This window comes from Xylophilus sp. Leaf220, assembly GCF_001421705.1.
Classification (GTDB): Bacteria; Pseudomonadota; Gammaproteobacteria; order Burkholderiales; family Burkholderiaceae_C; genus Xylophilus.
On sequence record NZ_LMKO01000008.1, the window covers coordinates 1 to 13,972 of the forward strand.

Sequence of the window (13,972 nt, forward strand, 5' to 3'; positions counted from 1 at the left end):
CGCGAGCACCGCAGGTTGCCCGCAGCGCAGCGGAGGGACGCAGCACGCGGGGTCGCCTTTCTTTGGTTCCTTTCTTTGGCGAAGCAAAGAAAGGGACTCGCCTGCGGGGGCGAAATCCCCGCCTCCGGACCCAACACGGGCAGTGTTGCATCGAACAGCAACCGCACAGAAAAGCCGGGCGCGGCCCTCACCCCCACCCTCTCCCAGGGGGAGAGGGAGCCAACAGCCGCACGCCGGCAGCGGCAGCGGCAGCGGCAGCCTACGCCAGGCTGGCCATGTCCACCACGAACCGATACTTCACATCGCTCTTCAACATCCGCTCATAGGCCGTGTTGATCTCGTCCATCCGGATCGCCTCGATATCCGACACGATCCCGTGCGCGGCGCAGAAATCCAGCATCTCCTGCGTCTCTTTGATCCCGCCGATCAGCGAGCCGGCCAGCCGGCGCCGCTTCATGATCAGCCCGAACACGTTGGGCGAGGGATGCGGGCTGTCCGGCGCGCCCACCAGGGTCATCGTGCCGTCGAGCTTCAGCAGGCCCAGGAAAGCGTCGAGGCTGTGCGGTGCCGCCACCGTGTTCAGGATGAAGTCGAAGCTGTTGGCGTGCGCCGCCATCTCGTCGGCGTTCTTCGACACCACCACCTCCTTGGCGCCGAGGCGCAGCGCATCCTCGCGCTTGCCGGGCGAGGTGGTGAACAGCACCACGTGCGCGCCCATGGCGGCGGCGATCTTCACCCCCATGTGGCCCAGGCCGCCCAGCCCCACGATGCCGACCTTGTGGCCGGGGCCGACGCCCCACTGGCGCAGCGGCGAATAGGTGGTGATGCCGGCGCACAGCAGCGGCGCCACGGCGGCCAGGGAGGCCTCGTCGTGCGAGATCTTCAGCACGAAGGATTCGCGCACCACCATGTGGTCGGAATACCCGCCGTAGGTGTTCTCGCCGCCGCCGAACATCGGGCCGTTGTAGGTGCCGGTGAAACCGTTCTCGCAGTACTGCTCCAGGCCGTCGGCGCACGGGGTGCAGTGCTGGCAGCTATCGACCATGCAGCCGACACCGACCAGGTCGCCCACCTGGAACTTCGACACCAGGTCGCCCACCGCGGTCACGCGGCCGACGATCTCGTGGCCGGGCACGCTGGGATACACCGTGTTCTGCCATTCGTTGCGGGCGGTGTGCAGGTCCGAATGGCAGACGCCGCAGTGCAGCACGTCCAGCGCCACGTCCAGCGGTCCCGGGGTGCGGCGCTCGAAGGTGAAGGGCGCCAGCGGGGTGGTGGGGGCGGTGGCGGCATAGCCGTGGGCTTGGGTCATGGAAGCAGTCCTGGAAAGGGAAAAGAAAAGATAAAAGGAGCCGGGTACAAGCAAGGGGCCGGCCCGCACCTTATCGCCGCGGCCCCCGGACCGTGCGACACCCCCGCGACGACCCCAGAGGCTGCGGGTGCTTGGATATGCGACCGGAAGTGCCGCCGGCCGGCGCTCCACGCCGACCACCAGCTATCGAAACCATAGCAACCCGTGGTGACGCGGCCCGAACGTCCGGCCGGCCGCAACCGCGGCGACTGGCCAGGGTCCGCCTTTTTCCGGGCGCCGCCGTGGCGGCATCCGGGCGCGCGGCCAGGGCCCATCGCCCCGCCCGCCTGTTCCATTCGGCGCAAACGCCCGCATCTGCGCCTCCAGGCCGCCGCCGGCAGCCACCTGCCGTGCCACGCCTCCATGCCGATCAAGCCGTTCTTCTTCCTCACCGCCCTGCTGCACGCCTACATCGCCCTGCGGCTGGTGCCGGGCCTCGCGCCCTGGTGGCCGGCGGGCATCGCGCTGGGCGCGGTGCTGCTGGTGTCGGCCGCGGCACTGCCGGTCCCGCTGTGGGCCCGGCGCACGCCGCTGCACCCGGCCTGGCAGTGGCTGGGGGCCATCGCGATGGGCTGGTTCTCGTCGCTGCTGGTGCTGACGCTGCTGCGCGACCTGCTGCTGGCGGTGTGGTGGGCCGCTGGTGCGGCGGGCCTGGCGGCGGCGCCGGCCCCTGCGGCGTGGCGGGACGGCAGCGCGGCGGCGGTGGTGCTGGCGGCGGTGGCGGCGTCGGCCCTCGGCCTGTGGAACGCGCGGCGCACGGCGCGGGTGCGGCGCATCGACATCGCGCTGCCGCAACTGCCGGCGGCGCTGCAGGGCTTCACCATCGCCCAGCTGAGCGACCTGCACGTGGGCCCGACCATCGGCCGCGGCTACATCGCCCGCATCGTCGACCGGGTCAACGCGCTGCAGCCCGACGTGGTGGCGATCACCGGCGACCTGGTCGACGGCAGCGTGCCGACGCTGCGCGACCGGATCGCACCGCTGGCCGGCCTGCGCTCGCGCCACGGCAGCTACGTCGTCACCGGCAACCACGAGTACTACGCCGGCGCCCACGCCTGGATCGACGAGCTGCGCCGCATGGGCCTGACGGTGCTGATGAACGAGCACGTGCTGCTGCGGCCGACCGCAGGTGCGGCCGGTTCGGTCGGCGGCGATGCCGATGCGCTGCTGCTCGCCGGCGTGACCGATTTCCACGCTGCGCATTTCGACGCCGCCCATGCCAGCGACCCGGCGCAGGCGCTGCACGGCGCGCCGGCGGCCGCCGCCACCCGGGTGCTGCTGGCCCACCAGCCGCGCAGCGCGCCGGCCGCGGCGGATGCGGGCTTCCAGCTGCAGCTCTCGGGCCACACCCACGGCGGGCAGTTCTGGCCGTGGAACCTGTTCGTGCCGCTGCAGCAACCCTTCGTGGCCGGCCTGCACCGGCTGCGCGGCCTGCAGGTCTACGTGAGCCGCGGCACCGGCTACTGGGGCCCGCCCAAGCGCCTGGGCGCGCCGTCGGAGATCACGCTGCTGCGGCTGGTGCGGCAGGGCTGACCAGCGCGAGGAGGCGGCGGCATCCGTCGGCCGACGCACGCGGGAAGCGGCCACGGGCCGGGCAGGCGGCCGGTCGCGGATGCGAACGGCAGTCGTTACACCCTGCATCGCCGCCCGCCCAGCACTCGGTACGATCGAACACCCCGACTTCTCCCCACCTCCTCCCCGACGACGGCCGATGACCCCGCAGAGCGTTCCCCCCTTCCTGGCTGCCGGCGGCGCGCTGGGTGCGGACATCCACCGCCACGACTGGTCCGCCACGGCGGTCGGCCCGCCGCAGACCTGGCCGGTCGCGGTGCAGGCCACGCTGGCCACCTGGCTCGATTCGCCGCAGGCGATGTGCATGGCCTGGGGGCCGGAACTGCACTTCCTGTTCAACGAGGCATACCGGCCGTTCCTGGGCGACCGCGCGGCCGGCGCGATCGGCCGGCGCTTCGCCGACCTCTGGTCCGACGTCTGGCCCGACATCGAACCGATCGTCGCCCGCGCGCTGCGCGGCGAAGGCTCCCGGTTCGACGAGATGCCGCTCACCATGCTGCGCAACGGCGCGCCCGAGGACACCTGGTGGAGCTTCACCTACATGCCATTGCGCGACGAGCACGGCAGCGTGATCGGCATGGTCAGCACCTCCACCGACGCGACCGCCCAGGTGGTGGCCGCCCGCCAGGCCACCGCGGAACGCGCGCGCCAGCGGCATGCGCTGCAGCAGATGCCCGGCTTCGTCGCGCTGCTGTCGGGCCCGGAACACGTGTTCGACTACGTCAACGACGCCTACCGCACCATCGCCGGCGAGCGCGATTTCCTCGGCAACGGCGTGCGCCAGGTATTTCCCGAGCTGGCCGACCAGGGCTACTACGAGCTGCTCGACCGCGTCTACGCGACCGGCGAGCCGTTCAACGCCCAGTCGCGCCCGATCCGGCTGGCGGGCCATGCGCAGGAGCATTTCATCGACCTGCTCTACCACCCGATCCGCGACGACGCGGGCGCCGTCACCGGCATCTTCGTCGGCGGCTACGACGTCACGCCGCGCGTCTCGGCGGAGCGGTCGCTGCGCGGCCTCAACGAGACGCTGGAGGCGCGGGTGCAGGAGCGCAGCGCCGAGCTGCTGCGGGCCGAGGAGGCGCTGCGCCAGGCGCAGAAGCTGGAGGCGGTGGGCCAGCTCACCGGCGGCGTGGCGCACGACTTCAACAACCTGCTCACCGTCATCGGCACCTCGGTCGAGCTGATGCGCCGCAAGAACCTGCCCGAGGAGCGCCGCCGCAAGTACCTGGAGGCGATCGCCGACACGGTGCGCCGCGCCTCCCGGCTCACCGCGCAGCTGCTGGCCTTCGCCCGCCGCCAGCCGCTGCGGCCCGAGGTGTTCGACGTCTCGCGCCAGGTGGCCGGCGTGGCCGAACTGGTACGGCCGCTGGTGGGCGGCCGGGTGCAGATCCGGATCGAGGGCGACGCCGCGCCGCACCTGGCCGACGCCGACGCCAGCCAGTTCGAGACCGCGCTGGTGAACCTGGCGGTCAACGCCCGCGACGCGATGGACGGCGAGGGCGAACTGCGGGTGCGCATCGAGGCGGTGGACGCCCTGCCCGCGTTGCGGGGCCAGCCGGCGCGGCCGGGCCGGTTTGTGGCGGTGTCGGTGCAGGACACCGGCTCCGGCATCCCGGCCGACAAGATGGAGCTGATCTTCGAGCCGTTCTACACCACCAAGGAGGTGGGCAAGGGCACCGGGCTGGGCCTGAGCCAGGTGTTCGGCTTCGCGCAGCAGTCGGGCGGCGACATCGCGGTGCAGAGCACCCCGGGCGAGGGCACCACCTTCACCCTCTACCTGCCGCAGGCCACCGCCACCGCCACCGCACAGCGTCCGGTCGCCGCGCCGCTGCCGGTGGCGCCCGCCCCGCTGCTACTGCCGGCCCGCATCCTGGTGGTGGAGGACAACAACACCGTCGGGCAGTTCTCCACCGCCGTGCTGCAGGACCTGGGCTACCGCACCCACTGGGCGCACGACGCGCAGGAGGCGCTGGCGCTGCTGGAGGCCGACCACGAGCGGTTCGACCTGGTGTTCTCCGACGTGATCATGCCGGGCATGAACGGCGTGGAGCTGGCGCAGGCGATCCGCCAGCGCTGGCCCGGCCTGCCGGTGGTGCTGACCAGCGGCTACAGCGAGGTGCTGGCCGCCGACACCCGCCACGGCTTCGAGCTGGTGCAGAAGCCGTATTCGGTGGCGGCGCTGTCGCGGGTCATCCAGCAGGCGATCCGCAACCGGGCGCCGGGCGGATGAGCGCCGCCGGGACCGGCGCGGTGCGGTCGGTGCCCGGCTAGCCCCGCGGGAGCCGCACCGCGTCCAGCGCCGCCTCGATCGCCTCCACCATCCGCTCGATCGGCAGCGGCTTGGCCAGCACCACCGCCTGCCGGCCGAGCAGCGGACGGAATTCCTCGATGTCGGAGTACCCGGTGACGAAGAGCAGCGGCAGGCCGGGCCAGCGCGCATGCAGCCGGGCGGCGAGCGCCGGACCGTTCATCACCGGCATCGCGCAGTCGATCAGCACCACGTCGGGCAGCTGCTCGGCGGCCGCCAGCAGGGCGGCCGGGCCGTTGGGCACGCCGCGCACCTCGTAGCCGACGTCGGCCAGCAGCGCGCACCAGGTGGTCTGCTGGCCGGCGTCGTCGTCGACCAGCAGGATGCGGGCGCGGGTGGCGGGCGGCAGGCAGGCGGCCGCCGGTGCCGCGGCCTCCGGCTCCGGGCGCCGGCCCAGCACCGCAGCCTTCAGCCACAGGGTGATGCAGGTGCCCTGACCGGCCACGGCGTGGATCCGGGCGGTGCCGCCGGCCCGCACCGCGAAGCCGTGCACCTGGGCCAGGCCCAGGCCGGTGCCCTTGCCGGGCGCCTTGGTGGTGAAGAAGGGCTCGAAGGCGCGCGAGGCCACGTCCTCGGGCATGCCGGGGCCGCTGTCCTGCACGTCCAGCGCCAGGTAGCGGCCGTCTTCGAGCGTGGCGTCGCCCGCCAGATCGACCACCCGCGTCGCCACCCGCAGGCTGCCGACCTTCTGCATCGCGTCGCGGGCGTTGATCGCCAGGTTGAGCACCGCGGCCTCGAGCTGGGTGGCGTCGCCCATCACCTGCAGGCCGGCGGCGTTCAGGTCGAACGCCAGCCGCACCTGCGGCCCGAGCGCGCGGGCCAGCAGCTCCTGCATGCCGCCGACGAAGTCGTCGACCGCCAGCAGCGCCAGGTCGGGCGCATGGGCGCTGGAAAACGCCAGCAGCTGCGCGGTGAGCTTGGCGCCGCGGCCCACCGCGTCGAGCCCGCTGGCCGCCCAGCGCCGCACCTGCTCGGGCTTCTCCGCCTGGCGCTGCACCAGCTGCAGGCTGCCGTTGACCGTCTGCAGCAGGTTGTTGAAATCGTGCGCGATGCCGCTGGTGAGCTGGCCGACCGAGGCCATCCGGTGGCGCTGCTGGACGGTGCCGTGCTCGATCGGGTCGCCGGTCAGCGCCTCGGTCACCTTGCGCTGCAGCTCCTGGGTCTGCTGCGCCTGCGACAGCGTCAGCCGCCGCAGCCGCAGCAGCGAGGAGGTCTGCCGGGCCAGCGCCTGCAAGGCACGGGCCTGCTCCGGCGTCAGGGTGCGGGGCACGGTGTCGATCACGCAGACGGTGCCGAGCGGATAGCCCTCGGGCGAGCGCACCGGCGCGCCGGCGTAGAAACGGATGCCCGGGCCGCCCAGCACCAGCGGGTTGTCGGCGAAGCGCGGGTCCAGCGTCGCGTCCTCCACCACCATCAGCGGTTCGGCGGCCTCGATCGCATGGCCGCAGAAGGCCTGCTCGCGCGGCGTCTGCTGCGCCTCCAGGCCCACCCGCGCCTTGAACCACTGCCGCTCGCCGTCGACCAGCGACACCAGCCCGATCGGCGTGCCGCAGATCTGCGAAGCGAGGGTCACGATGTCGTCGAACTCCTCCTCGGGCAGCGTGTCCATGACATGCAGGCGTGCCAGGGCGTCGAGGCGCAGTGCTTCGTCGGGGCCGGGGGTGTACGGTGTCGCGGGCATGAAGGGGACGAACGGGGGCCGAAGGGTCGAAAACGGCAGTATGCGCGATCCCCGCAGGGTCCCGGCCGCCGCCCCGCCGCCGCGCGCCGGCCCCGGCGGCACCGCGCCGCGTTTTGACACGTACCGGGCGCGGAAAAAGCATGTAATGGTGGCGGCGTGCACCCGCGTGCGCAAAAACACATACCAAACCTACCGAGGAGCTTTCCATGTCCCAGTTCGCCACCGTCACCGGCGACGTCACCTACACCCCGGGTGACGGACTGCCCCTGCCCATCCCGCACGGCAAGATCGAGGTCGAGCTGGCCCCCGACAGCGCCACCCTGAGCTGGGAAGAAGAAAGCGGCGTCGTCGGCCTGGCCGCGATCCCGCGCACCACCTTCGACGAGTACGTGCGCGACGGCAAGATCAGCCTCGACGCCTGATCCCGCCGGCCCCGCCAAAGCACCCGCCGGACCGGTCGGCCTCCGGGGCGGGATGCTCCTGATTCGATAGCGCGCAGCCGGCAACCGGCGCCGGCTGCGGCCACTTTTCCTCTAGAAATCCTCGCCTTCGACGGCCAGCGGCTTGCCCTTGCCGGCCCCAGGCTCCGGCGCCGCGACAGCGGCCTCGGGCGCCGAGGGGGCCGCGGCGGGCATGGCGGCAGGCGGCGTCGGCATCGCGCCTTCGGGCACCTCGCCGCCCAGGGCCACGATCAGGTCGGGGATCAGCTTCTGCAGTTCGCCGGTGGAGATGGCGGCATCGGCGTCGAAGCCGTCCTCCTTCTCCTGCGAGGTGCCGTCGAACACGCCGTCCAGGAAGGTGATCTTCTTGACCTGGAGACCCTCGGTCAGCACGAAGGAGACGCGCTCGTCCCAGGTGAGCGCCAGCTTGGTGGGCAGCTTGCCCTGCTCGATGTGCTGGCGGATCTCGTCGATGTCGAGCGGATGCCGCGCGTAGCGCACCACCGCCTTGCTCTCGTCGCTCGCCTTCAGCTCGCACTCGCGGTCGACGCTGAAGCCGGCGGGCGGCTCCTGGCTCACCAGCCATTCGGACATCGCGGCCACCGCGGTCACGTTGGTGTTGACCAGCGCCACCGACAGGCCCGGCGCCGCCTCGACCAGCGCGGTCACCACCTCGTCGGCACGGCCCTGGCTGCCGGCGCCGACCACCAGCCAGCGCTCCTCGGTGTCCATCCAGACGGTGGTGGCGCCCTGCTTGGTGAAGGCCATCGGCAGCAGCGCGAGCATCGCGTCTTCCTTCAGCTCCTTGGTCTCCTTGCGGCCGGGCTTGCGGCCGGTGGATTTCTCGATCTCCTCGGCGCGCTTCTGCACCTCGCGCTTGACCACCGACGACGGCACCGCCTTCGCCTCGACCATGAACTTCAGGATCCACTGTCCGCCGACCGATTCGGCCAGCGGGCCGTTGGCTTCGCCGCGCGGCTCCAGCCAGCCGGCCGAGCGCTCCTGCGTGGCGGTGCAGGGCGCGAAACGGGCCCGGCCCAGGTTCTCTTCCAGTTGCTCCAGCGTACCGGCCCAGCCGGGCGCGATGCGGTAGACGATCACGTTCTTGAACACTTGCGCTCTTCCTCTCGGGCGCCGCCCGGACAGCGGGCGGCAAACCGCCTATTGTCCGCGCCCGGCGCACCACGGGCCCGGCGGCGGCCGGCCGCAGCGGTAACGAAATTCCCGAAAGGCTTTACACAGACCTCACCTGCGGGCCACGGCCCGCTTACATGCGGCGGCAACACTGGCGTCCAACCTGATGCCAAACACGGCACCGGGCCTTCACCCGAAAGGACGCTTCCATGACATTCGCTCCCCGCAAACTCCTCGTCGCCAGCGCACTGGCATCCGCAGCCTTCATGGCCCTGGCCCAAACCCCTCCACCACCCGCAGCGCCGCCCACGCCGATGGCCGGCGACGCGCAACCGGCACCGGGCACGCCCCGCGCCGGCGGTGCCGAACGCCGCGATCCGGCCGCCATGCAGCAACGCATGGAACAAGGCCTGGCCCGCGAGAAGGCACGTCTGCAGATCACCGCCGCGCAAGAGCCGGCCTGGAACGCCTTCACCACCGCGATCCGCCCCGACCCTGCCCAGCGTGCCCGCATGCAGGCCGAGCGCGGCGAATGGGCCAAGCTGACCACGCCCGAGCGCATCGACCGGATGCGTGCCGAGCGCGGCCAGCGCGACGCCGAGATTGACCGCCGGGGCGACGCCACCAAGACCTTCTACGCCGCGCTGACGCCGGCCCAGCAGAAGCTGTTCGACGAGCGCCCGATGATGCACGGCGGTCCTGGCGGCAAGGGCGGCCCGGGCCACGGCCACGGCCCGCGCGGCGAACGCGGTGCGCCGCCGGTACCCGGCGCGGCCGTGGCACCCGGCACCCGCTGACCGCCACCGATTGCCAGACGTGAAAAGGCCCGCTTGCGCGGGCCTTTTCACCTTGGAGAAAGGAAAGCAGCGCAGGGCTTACTTGGCCTTTTCGGCTTCCTTCGGCGTGGCGCGGGAAGCGGCACGGCCTTCGGCGCGCTTCATGTCGCGCGTCGTGGTGGACGACTGGCCGCCCATCGTGCTCGGTGCGGTGCCGGCAGGTGCTGCGTTCGGCTGGCCTGCAGGGCCGGTGGTGCTGGCTTCGCCTTGTGGCGTGGTGGAGTTGGCACCGTTGCCCTTATTCATGGCGGTGGCCTCGGCACGGACTTCGGCACGGGTCGTGTCGGAGGTGCGTGGCGACTTGTCCGGGCCGTTGATCTTGCCGTTCATCTGGGTGGTGGCCTCGCCACCCTTGGTGGTGTTGGGCACCTGGGCCGAGGCCACGGCGGCCACGGTCATCAGGCTGGCGAGGAGCATGGAATGGGCGATCGTCTTGTTCATGGTGATCCTTTGGCAAATGCAGTGGTTGCGGGGTTCTCGAGCCCCTTTGTCTGGGGTGTGTGAACGATACGAAACAGCCCGGGCACGATTTATCGGACCATGCGCCCGCGAACTGTAGGACGCTGACGCGAAGGCCGGCACCCATTCGGGCGTCGCTGCGCACTGCGTACCGATTGTTCCTACACTTACCGTATCGCCAGCCTACCCAATACGCCATGAAAGCCTCTCTCCTGTCCATCGCCGCCGCGAGCCTCGCGCTGGTGTTCTCCTCCGCCCATGCCGATCCGACCGTGATGTCGGGCGTCTACGGCCAGTACGGCCGCACCGCGAGCGACACCAACGTCGGCACCATCGGCATCACCGCGCCCATCGACTGGAAGAACTCGCTCTGGGGCACCAGCGTCGGCGCCTACTGGGACCTGGGCTACAGCCGCCTGCCGTCGGGCATCGACAACAACGACACCACCCACCTGCTGAGCCTGAAGCCGGCCTTCCGCTTCCGCTTCGCCAACGGCGCCTCGCCGTGGTTCGCCGATGCGGGCATCGGCGCCACCTACACCAACGCACGCTACCGCACCGCCGACAAGGAGTTCAGCACCCGCTTCAACTTCGCCTCGCACATCGGTGCCGGCTACAGCTTCGGCCAGCGCCGCGAGCACGAGCTGGTCCTGCGGGTGGAACACACCTCCAACGCCAGCATCAAGAAGCCCAACCCGGGCGAGAACTTCGTCCAGCTGCGCTACGGCTACACCTTCTGAGGCCTGCCGACGCAGAGCGCTCCTGCGGCGCGGCGGGAAATCGGCTTGCCGTCCTACACCCCGCCGCACGGCGGGAATCCGAGAATTTGACCCATCCGGAAGGGCCGCCAGCCGCGCGGCCCCGGCCCCTTCCGGCGGTGCCCTCCGCACCGCGACCGACCAGACTCTCATGACCGATGCCTCCCCTCCAGCGCCTGCGACCGACACGCCGGCACCCTTCGACTTCCGGGTGCTGACGGTCAACATCCACAAGGGCTTCACCAGCTTCAACCGCAAGTTCATGCTGCACGAGCTGCGCGACGCGGTGCGCAGCGTGTCGGCCGACATCGTGTTCCTGCAGGAGGTGATGGGCACGCACATCAAGCACCAGAACCGCATCGCCGACTACCCGCAGACGCCGCACTACGAATTCCTGGCCGACAGCATCTGGGAGCAGTTCGCATACGGGCGCAACGCGGTCTACGACAACGGCCACCACGGCAACGCGCTGCTCTCGAAATTCCCGATCGTCCACTACCAGAACCACGACGTGTCGATCAGCGGCCCCGAGCGTCGCGGCCTGCTGCACTGCGTGCTGCGGGTGCCGGGCCGCACGACCGACGTGCATGCGATCTGCGTGCACCTGGGCCTGGCCGAGAACCACCGCAAGAAGCAGCTGCACCTGATGTGCGAGCTGATCCGCAAGGAAATCCCCGACGACGCGCCGCTGGTGATCGCCGGCGATTTCAACGACTGGCGCTGCAGCGCGCACTCGATCCTGCAGAAAGGCGCCGGCCTGCGCGAGGTGTTCGTGCAGGCGACCGGCAAGGCGGCCCGTACCTTTCCCGCCAAGATGCCGATGCTGCAACTCGACCGCATCTACGTGCGCAACGCCACGGTGCAGAAGCCCTTCGTGCTGCCGCGCCGGCCGTGGTCGCACCTCTCCGACCACGCACCGCTGGCGGCCGAGCTGACGATATGAGCAACGCCCCGGTCCGCAACGCCCGGTGGGTGCCCGGCAACCAGTTCACCCTGCTCGAGAACGGCGAAGCCTATTTCCCGCGCGTATTCGAATGCATCGCCGCCGCGCGGCAGGAGGTGCTGCTCGAGACCTTCATCCTGTTCGAGGACAAGGTCGGCCTGGCACTGCGCGACGCGCTGGTGCAGGCCGCGAAGAACGGTGCCAAGGTCGACGTGATGGTCGACGGCTACGGTTCGCCCGACCTGAGCCCCGAGTACCTGCACTCGCTCACCTCGGTCGGCGTGCGGGTGCGGGTGTTCGACCCGGCCGAGCGCATCTTCGGCCAGCGCTACAACATGCTGCGGCGGATGCACCGCAAGCTGGTGGTGGTCGACGGCACCCGCGGCTTCGTCGGCGGCATCAACTATTCGGCCGACCATCTGGCCGATTTCGGACCCGAGGCCAAGCAGGACTACGCGGTCGAGGTGACCGGCCCGGTGGTCGCCGACATCCACCGCTTCCTGCTGCACGCGATCGCGATCAGCGGCCCCGGCCGCCGCTGGCTGCGCCGCAGGGCCGAAGCGAAGCCGGCAGGCGATGCGATTCCCGCCGCCGGCCCGGCGGACGCGATCTTCGTCACCCGCGACAACCACCGCCACACCAACGACATCGAGCGGCACTACCGCGCCGCGATCCGCGCCGCACGCGAGCGGATCGTGATCGCCAACGCCTACTTCTTCCCCGGCTACCGGCTGATCCAGGAGATGCGCCGCGCGGCGCAGCGCGGCGTCGACGTGCGGCTCATCCTGCAGGGCAAGCCCGACATGCCGATCGTGAAGACGGCCGCCACCCTGCTCTACCACCACCTGCTGCACGCCGGCGTGCGCATCTACGAGTACTGCGACCGTCCGCTGCACGGCAAGGTGGCGCTGGTCGACGGCGCCTGGTCGACCGTCGGCTCCAGCAACCTCGACCCGCTCAGCCTGTCGCTCAACCTCGAGGCCAACGTCGTCATCCGCGACCCGGCCTTCAACGCCCACCTGCACGAGCGGCTCGACCACCTGATGCAGCACAGCTGCAAGCGCATCCAGACCGAGCACCTGGAAACCGAGTGGAGCGGCTGGCGCCTGGTGCGCAGCTTCTTCGTCTTCCATTTCCTGCGCTGGTACCCGACGCTCGCGGTGTGGCTGCCCAGCGGAAAAAAGAGCGTGCTGCCGGTCCCGGTGGTGGCGCTGCCGGATTCCGACAAGGCCAGCCCTGCGACCGACGGCCCCACCCGCACCGGCGCGGCCTGATCCCGACGGCGCGCCCCTCTCCACCCGCGCCGCCCTTCGCTTTTTCCCCGCACGATGGCCACTCCTCCCGCACCGGCCTCCGTCGCGGCATCGCCCCGGCCGGCGCAGTCCGCATCCGCGCACTGGTTCACCCGCCTGCGTGCGCGGCCGTGGTGGACCTGGTCGATCCGGCTGCTGGGCATCGCCTTCCTGCTGCTGGTCGCCTTTCTGCTGATCCGCCAGGCCCGCACCGTGGACTGGCCCGCCGTGTTCCGGTCGATGAAGGCCCTGCCGCTGCCGGTACTGGCCGCGGGCGCCGCCTTCGCCGCGGCGAGCCACCTGCTCTACAGCACCTTCGACCTGATCGGCCGGCATTTCAGCGGCCACACGCTCTCGGTGCCGCGCACCATGGGCATCACGCTGATCAGCTACCCGTTCACCCTCAACCTCGGCTCGCTGGTCGGCGGGGTCGCGGTGCGCTATCGGCTGTATTCGCGCAACGGGCTCGATACCGGCCAGATCGGGCAGGTCATCGGCACCAGCATCGTGACCAACTGGGTCGGCTACTTCCTGCTGGCCGGCGCGGTGTTCTGGCTGTTCACGCCCGACCTGCCCGAAGGCTGGTCGATCGCCCCCGGCCAGCTGCACGCGATCGGCGTCGGCCTGGGCGCGATCACCGTCGCCTACTGGCTCGTCTGCGCCTGGCGCCGCGGCCGGCCGCTGGCCGTGCGCGGCCACACCTTCACCCTGCCCGGACCGGCCTTCTCGCTGGTGCAGATCGCCATGTCGGCCGCCAACTGGATGCTGATGTCCGGCGCCGTGTGGGTGCTGCTGCAGCAGCAGGTGGCCTACCCGGCGGTGCTGGGCACGATGCTCTTCGGCGCAGTGGCCGGCCTGATCTCGCGGGTGCCCGCCGGGCTGGGCGTGCTGGAGGCGGTGGCGGTGGCGGTGCTGGCCGACTACGCGCCCAAGGACCAGGTCCTGGCCGCGGTGCTGGCCTACCGGGCGCTGTACTACTTCGCGCCCCTGGTGCTGGCGGCGCTGGCCTTCGGCGTCGTGGAATGGCTGCGCCGGGGCGACGGGGACGGGCGGGCCGAGCCGCTCGTCTAGCCTGCGGTCCGCGGCCGCCCGTGCGTGTCGCAGCGAAACGGTCGGGCGTTCCACTGCAACGCAACCGACATGGCCGATGCGGCGCAGACCCGCTTTTTTCCTTTTAAATCAACGATGTAGCCAT

General features: G+C 71.1%; 12 protein-coding genes. 8 read left to right on the forward strand and 4 right to left on the reverse strand.

Translation table 11 applies throughout. The features are described from left to right. Positions 1-259: 259 nt before the first annotated feature. On the reverse strand, positions 260-1,312 hold the full coding sequence (locus ASE76_RS07865; RefSeq protein ID WP_055837364.1) for an NAD(P)-dependent alcohol dehydrogenase: 1,053 nt from the start codon (positions 1,310-1,312) through the stop codon (positions 260-262). Positions 1,313-1,714: 402 nt separating this feature from the next. Between ASE76_RS07865 and ASE76_RS07870 the strand changes: the two genes are divergently transcribed. Together ASE76_RS07870 and ASE76_RS07875 are read left to right on the forward strand one after the other, a co-directional pair. Then, on the forward strand, positions 1,715-2,884 hold the full coding sequence (locus ASE76_RS07870) for a metallophosphoesterase (RefSeq protein ID WP_055837368.1): 1,170 nt from the start codon (positions 1,715-1,717) through the stop codon (positions 2,882-2,884). 178 nt (positions 2,885-3,062) lie between these two features. Further along, a complete protein-coding gene (locus ASE76_RS07875; RefSeq protein WP_055837371.1) occupies positions 3,063-5,156 on the forward strand; it encodes a PAS domain-containing protein in 2,094 nt (697 codons plus the stop codon). Between the two features lie 37 nt (positions 5,157-5,193). Here ASE76_RS07875 and ASE76_RS07880 read toward each other — a convergent pair whose 3' ends face one another. Continuing rightward, positions 5,194-6,915, reverse strand: a complete 1,722-nt coding sequence (locus tag ASE76_RS07880; protein ID WP_082448189.1) for a GAF domain-containing protein — start codon at positions 6,913-6,915, stop codon at positions 5,194-5,196. Between the two features lie 206 nt (positions 6,916-7,121). Between ASE76_RS07880 and ASE76_RS07885 the strand changes: the two genes are divergently transcribed. After that, positions 7,122-7,337, forward strand: coding sequence for a hypothetical protein (locus ASE76_RS07885; RefSeq protein ID WP_055837374.1), 216 nt, complete (start codon positions 7,122-7,124; stop codon positions 7,335-7,337). Positions 7,338-7,448: 111 nt separating this feature from the next. On the opposite strand, the gene ASE76_RS07890 is transcribed toward ASE76_RS07885, so the two are convergent. Continuing rightward, positions 7,449-8,468, reverse strand: a complete 1,020-nt coding sequence (locus ASE76_RS07890) for a recombination-associated protein RdgC (protein WP_055837377.1) — start codon at positions 8,466-8,468, stop codon at positions 7,449-7,451. Between the two features lie 230 nt (positions 8,469-8,698). On the opposite strand from ASE76_RS07890, the gene ASE76_RS07895 reads away from it, so the two are divergent. After that, positions 8,699-9,286 carry a Spy/CpxP family protein refolding chaperone gene (locus ASE76_RS07895; RefSeq protein ID WP_055837380.1) on the forward strand — a complete coding sequence of 196 codons (588 nt, stop codon included), beginning with the start codon at positions 8,699-8,701 and terminating at the stop codon, positions 9,284-9,286. A 78-nt stretch (positions 9,287-9,364) separates the two neighbouring features. Here the strand turns inward: ASE76_RS07895 and ASE76_RS07900 are convergent, their stop codons facing one another. After that, positions 9,365-9,766, reverse strand: coding sequence for a DUF4148 domain-containing protein (locus tag ASE76_RS07900; protein ID WP_055837381.1), 402 nt, complete (start codon positions 9,764-9,766; stop codon positions 9,365-9,367). Positions 9,767-9,981: 215 nt separating this feature from the next. Here ASE76_RS07900 and ASE76_RS07905 point away from each other — a divergent pair, with 215 nt between their 5' ends. From ASE76_RS07905 to ASE76_RS07920, 4 genes are all read left to right on the forward strand, one after another. Then, complete coding sequence (locus ASE76_RS07905) at positions 9,982-10,524, forward strand: acyloxyacyl hydrolase (RefSeq protein WP_055837384.1); 543 nt, start codon at positions 9,982-9,984, stop codon at positions 10,522-10,524. A gap of 169 nt (positions 10,525-10,693) precedes the next feature. Next, positions 10,694-11,485: an endonuclease/exonuclease/phosphatase family protein gene (locus ASE76_RS07910; protein WP_055837388.1), complete on the forward strand. Its 792-nt coding sequence runs from the start codon at positions 10,694-10,696 to the stop codon at positions 11,483-11,485. Next, on the forward strand, positions 11,482-12,759 hold the full coding sequence (clsB, locus tag ASE76_RS07915) for a cardiolipin synthase ClsB (RefSeq protein WP_055837391.1): 1,278 nt from the start codon (positions 11,482-11,484) through the stop codon (positions 12,757-12,759). Before ASE76_RS07910 ends, clsB begins: the two co-directional genes overlap by 4 nt. A gap of 54 nt (positions 12,760-12,813) precedes the next feature. Continuing rightward, positions 12,814-13,848: a lysylphosphatidylglycerol synthase domain-containing protein gene (locus ASE76_RS07920; protein WP_055837392.1), complete on the forward strand. Its 1,035-nt coding sequence runs from the start codon at positions 12,814-12,816 to the stop codon at positions 13,846-13,848. Positions 13,849-13,972 lie beyond the last annotated feature (124 nt).

Coding starts and splice junctions, on each gene's coding strand:
- ASE76_RS07865 (WP_055837364.1), bottom strand. CDS start 1,312: ATGACCCAAGCCCACGGCTATGCCGCCACCGCCCCCACCACCCCGCTG.
- ASE76_RS07870 (WP_055837368.1), top strand. CDS start 1,715: ATGCCGATCAAGCCGTTCTTCTTCCTCACCGCCCTGCTGCACGCCTAC.
- ASE76_RS07875 (WP_055837371.1), top strand. CDS start 3,063: ATGACCCCGCAGAGCGTTCCCCCCTTCCTGGCTGCCGGCGGCGCGCTG.
- ASE76_RS07880 (WP_082448189.1), bottom strand. CDS start 6,915: ATGCCCGCGACACCGTACACCCCCGGCCCCGACGAAGCACTGCGCCTC.
- ASE76_RS07885 (WP_055837374.1), top strand. CDS start 7,122: ATGTCCCAGTTCGCCACCGTCACCGGCGACGTCACCTACACCCCGGGT.
- ASE76_RS07895 (WP_055837380.1), top strand. CDS start 8,699: ATGACATTCGCTCCCCGCAAACTCCTCGTCGCCAGCGCACTGGCATCC.
- ASE76_RS07900 (WP_055837381.1), bottom strand. CDS start 9,766: ATGAACAAGACGATCGCCCATTCCATGCTCCTCGCCAGCCTGATGACC.
- ASE76_RS07905 (WP_055837384.1), top strand. CDS start 9,982: ATGAAAGCCTCTCTCCTGTCCATCGCCGCCGCGAGCCTCGCGCTGGTG.
- ASE76_RS07910 (WP_055837388.1), top strand. CDS start 10,694: ATGACCGATGCCTCCCCTCCAGCGCCTGCGACCGACACGCCGGCACCC.
- clsB (WP_055837391.1), top strand. CDS start 11,482: ATGAGCAACGCCCCGGTCCGCAACGCCCGGTGGGTGCCCGGCAACCAG.
- ASE76_RS07920 (WP_055837392.1), top strand. CDS start 12,814: ATGGCCACTCCTCCCGCACCGGCCTCCGTCGCGGCATCGCCCCGGCCG.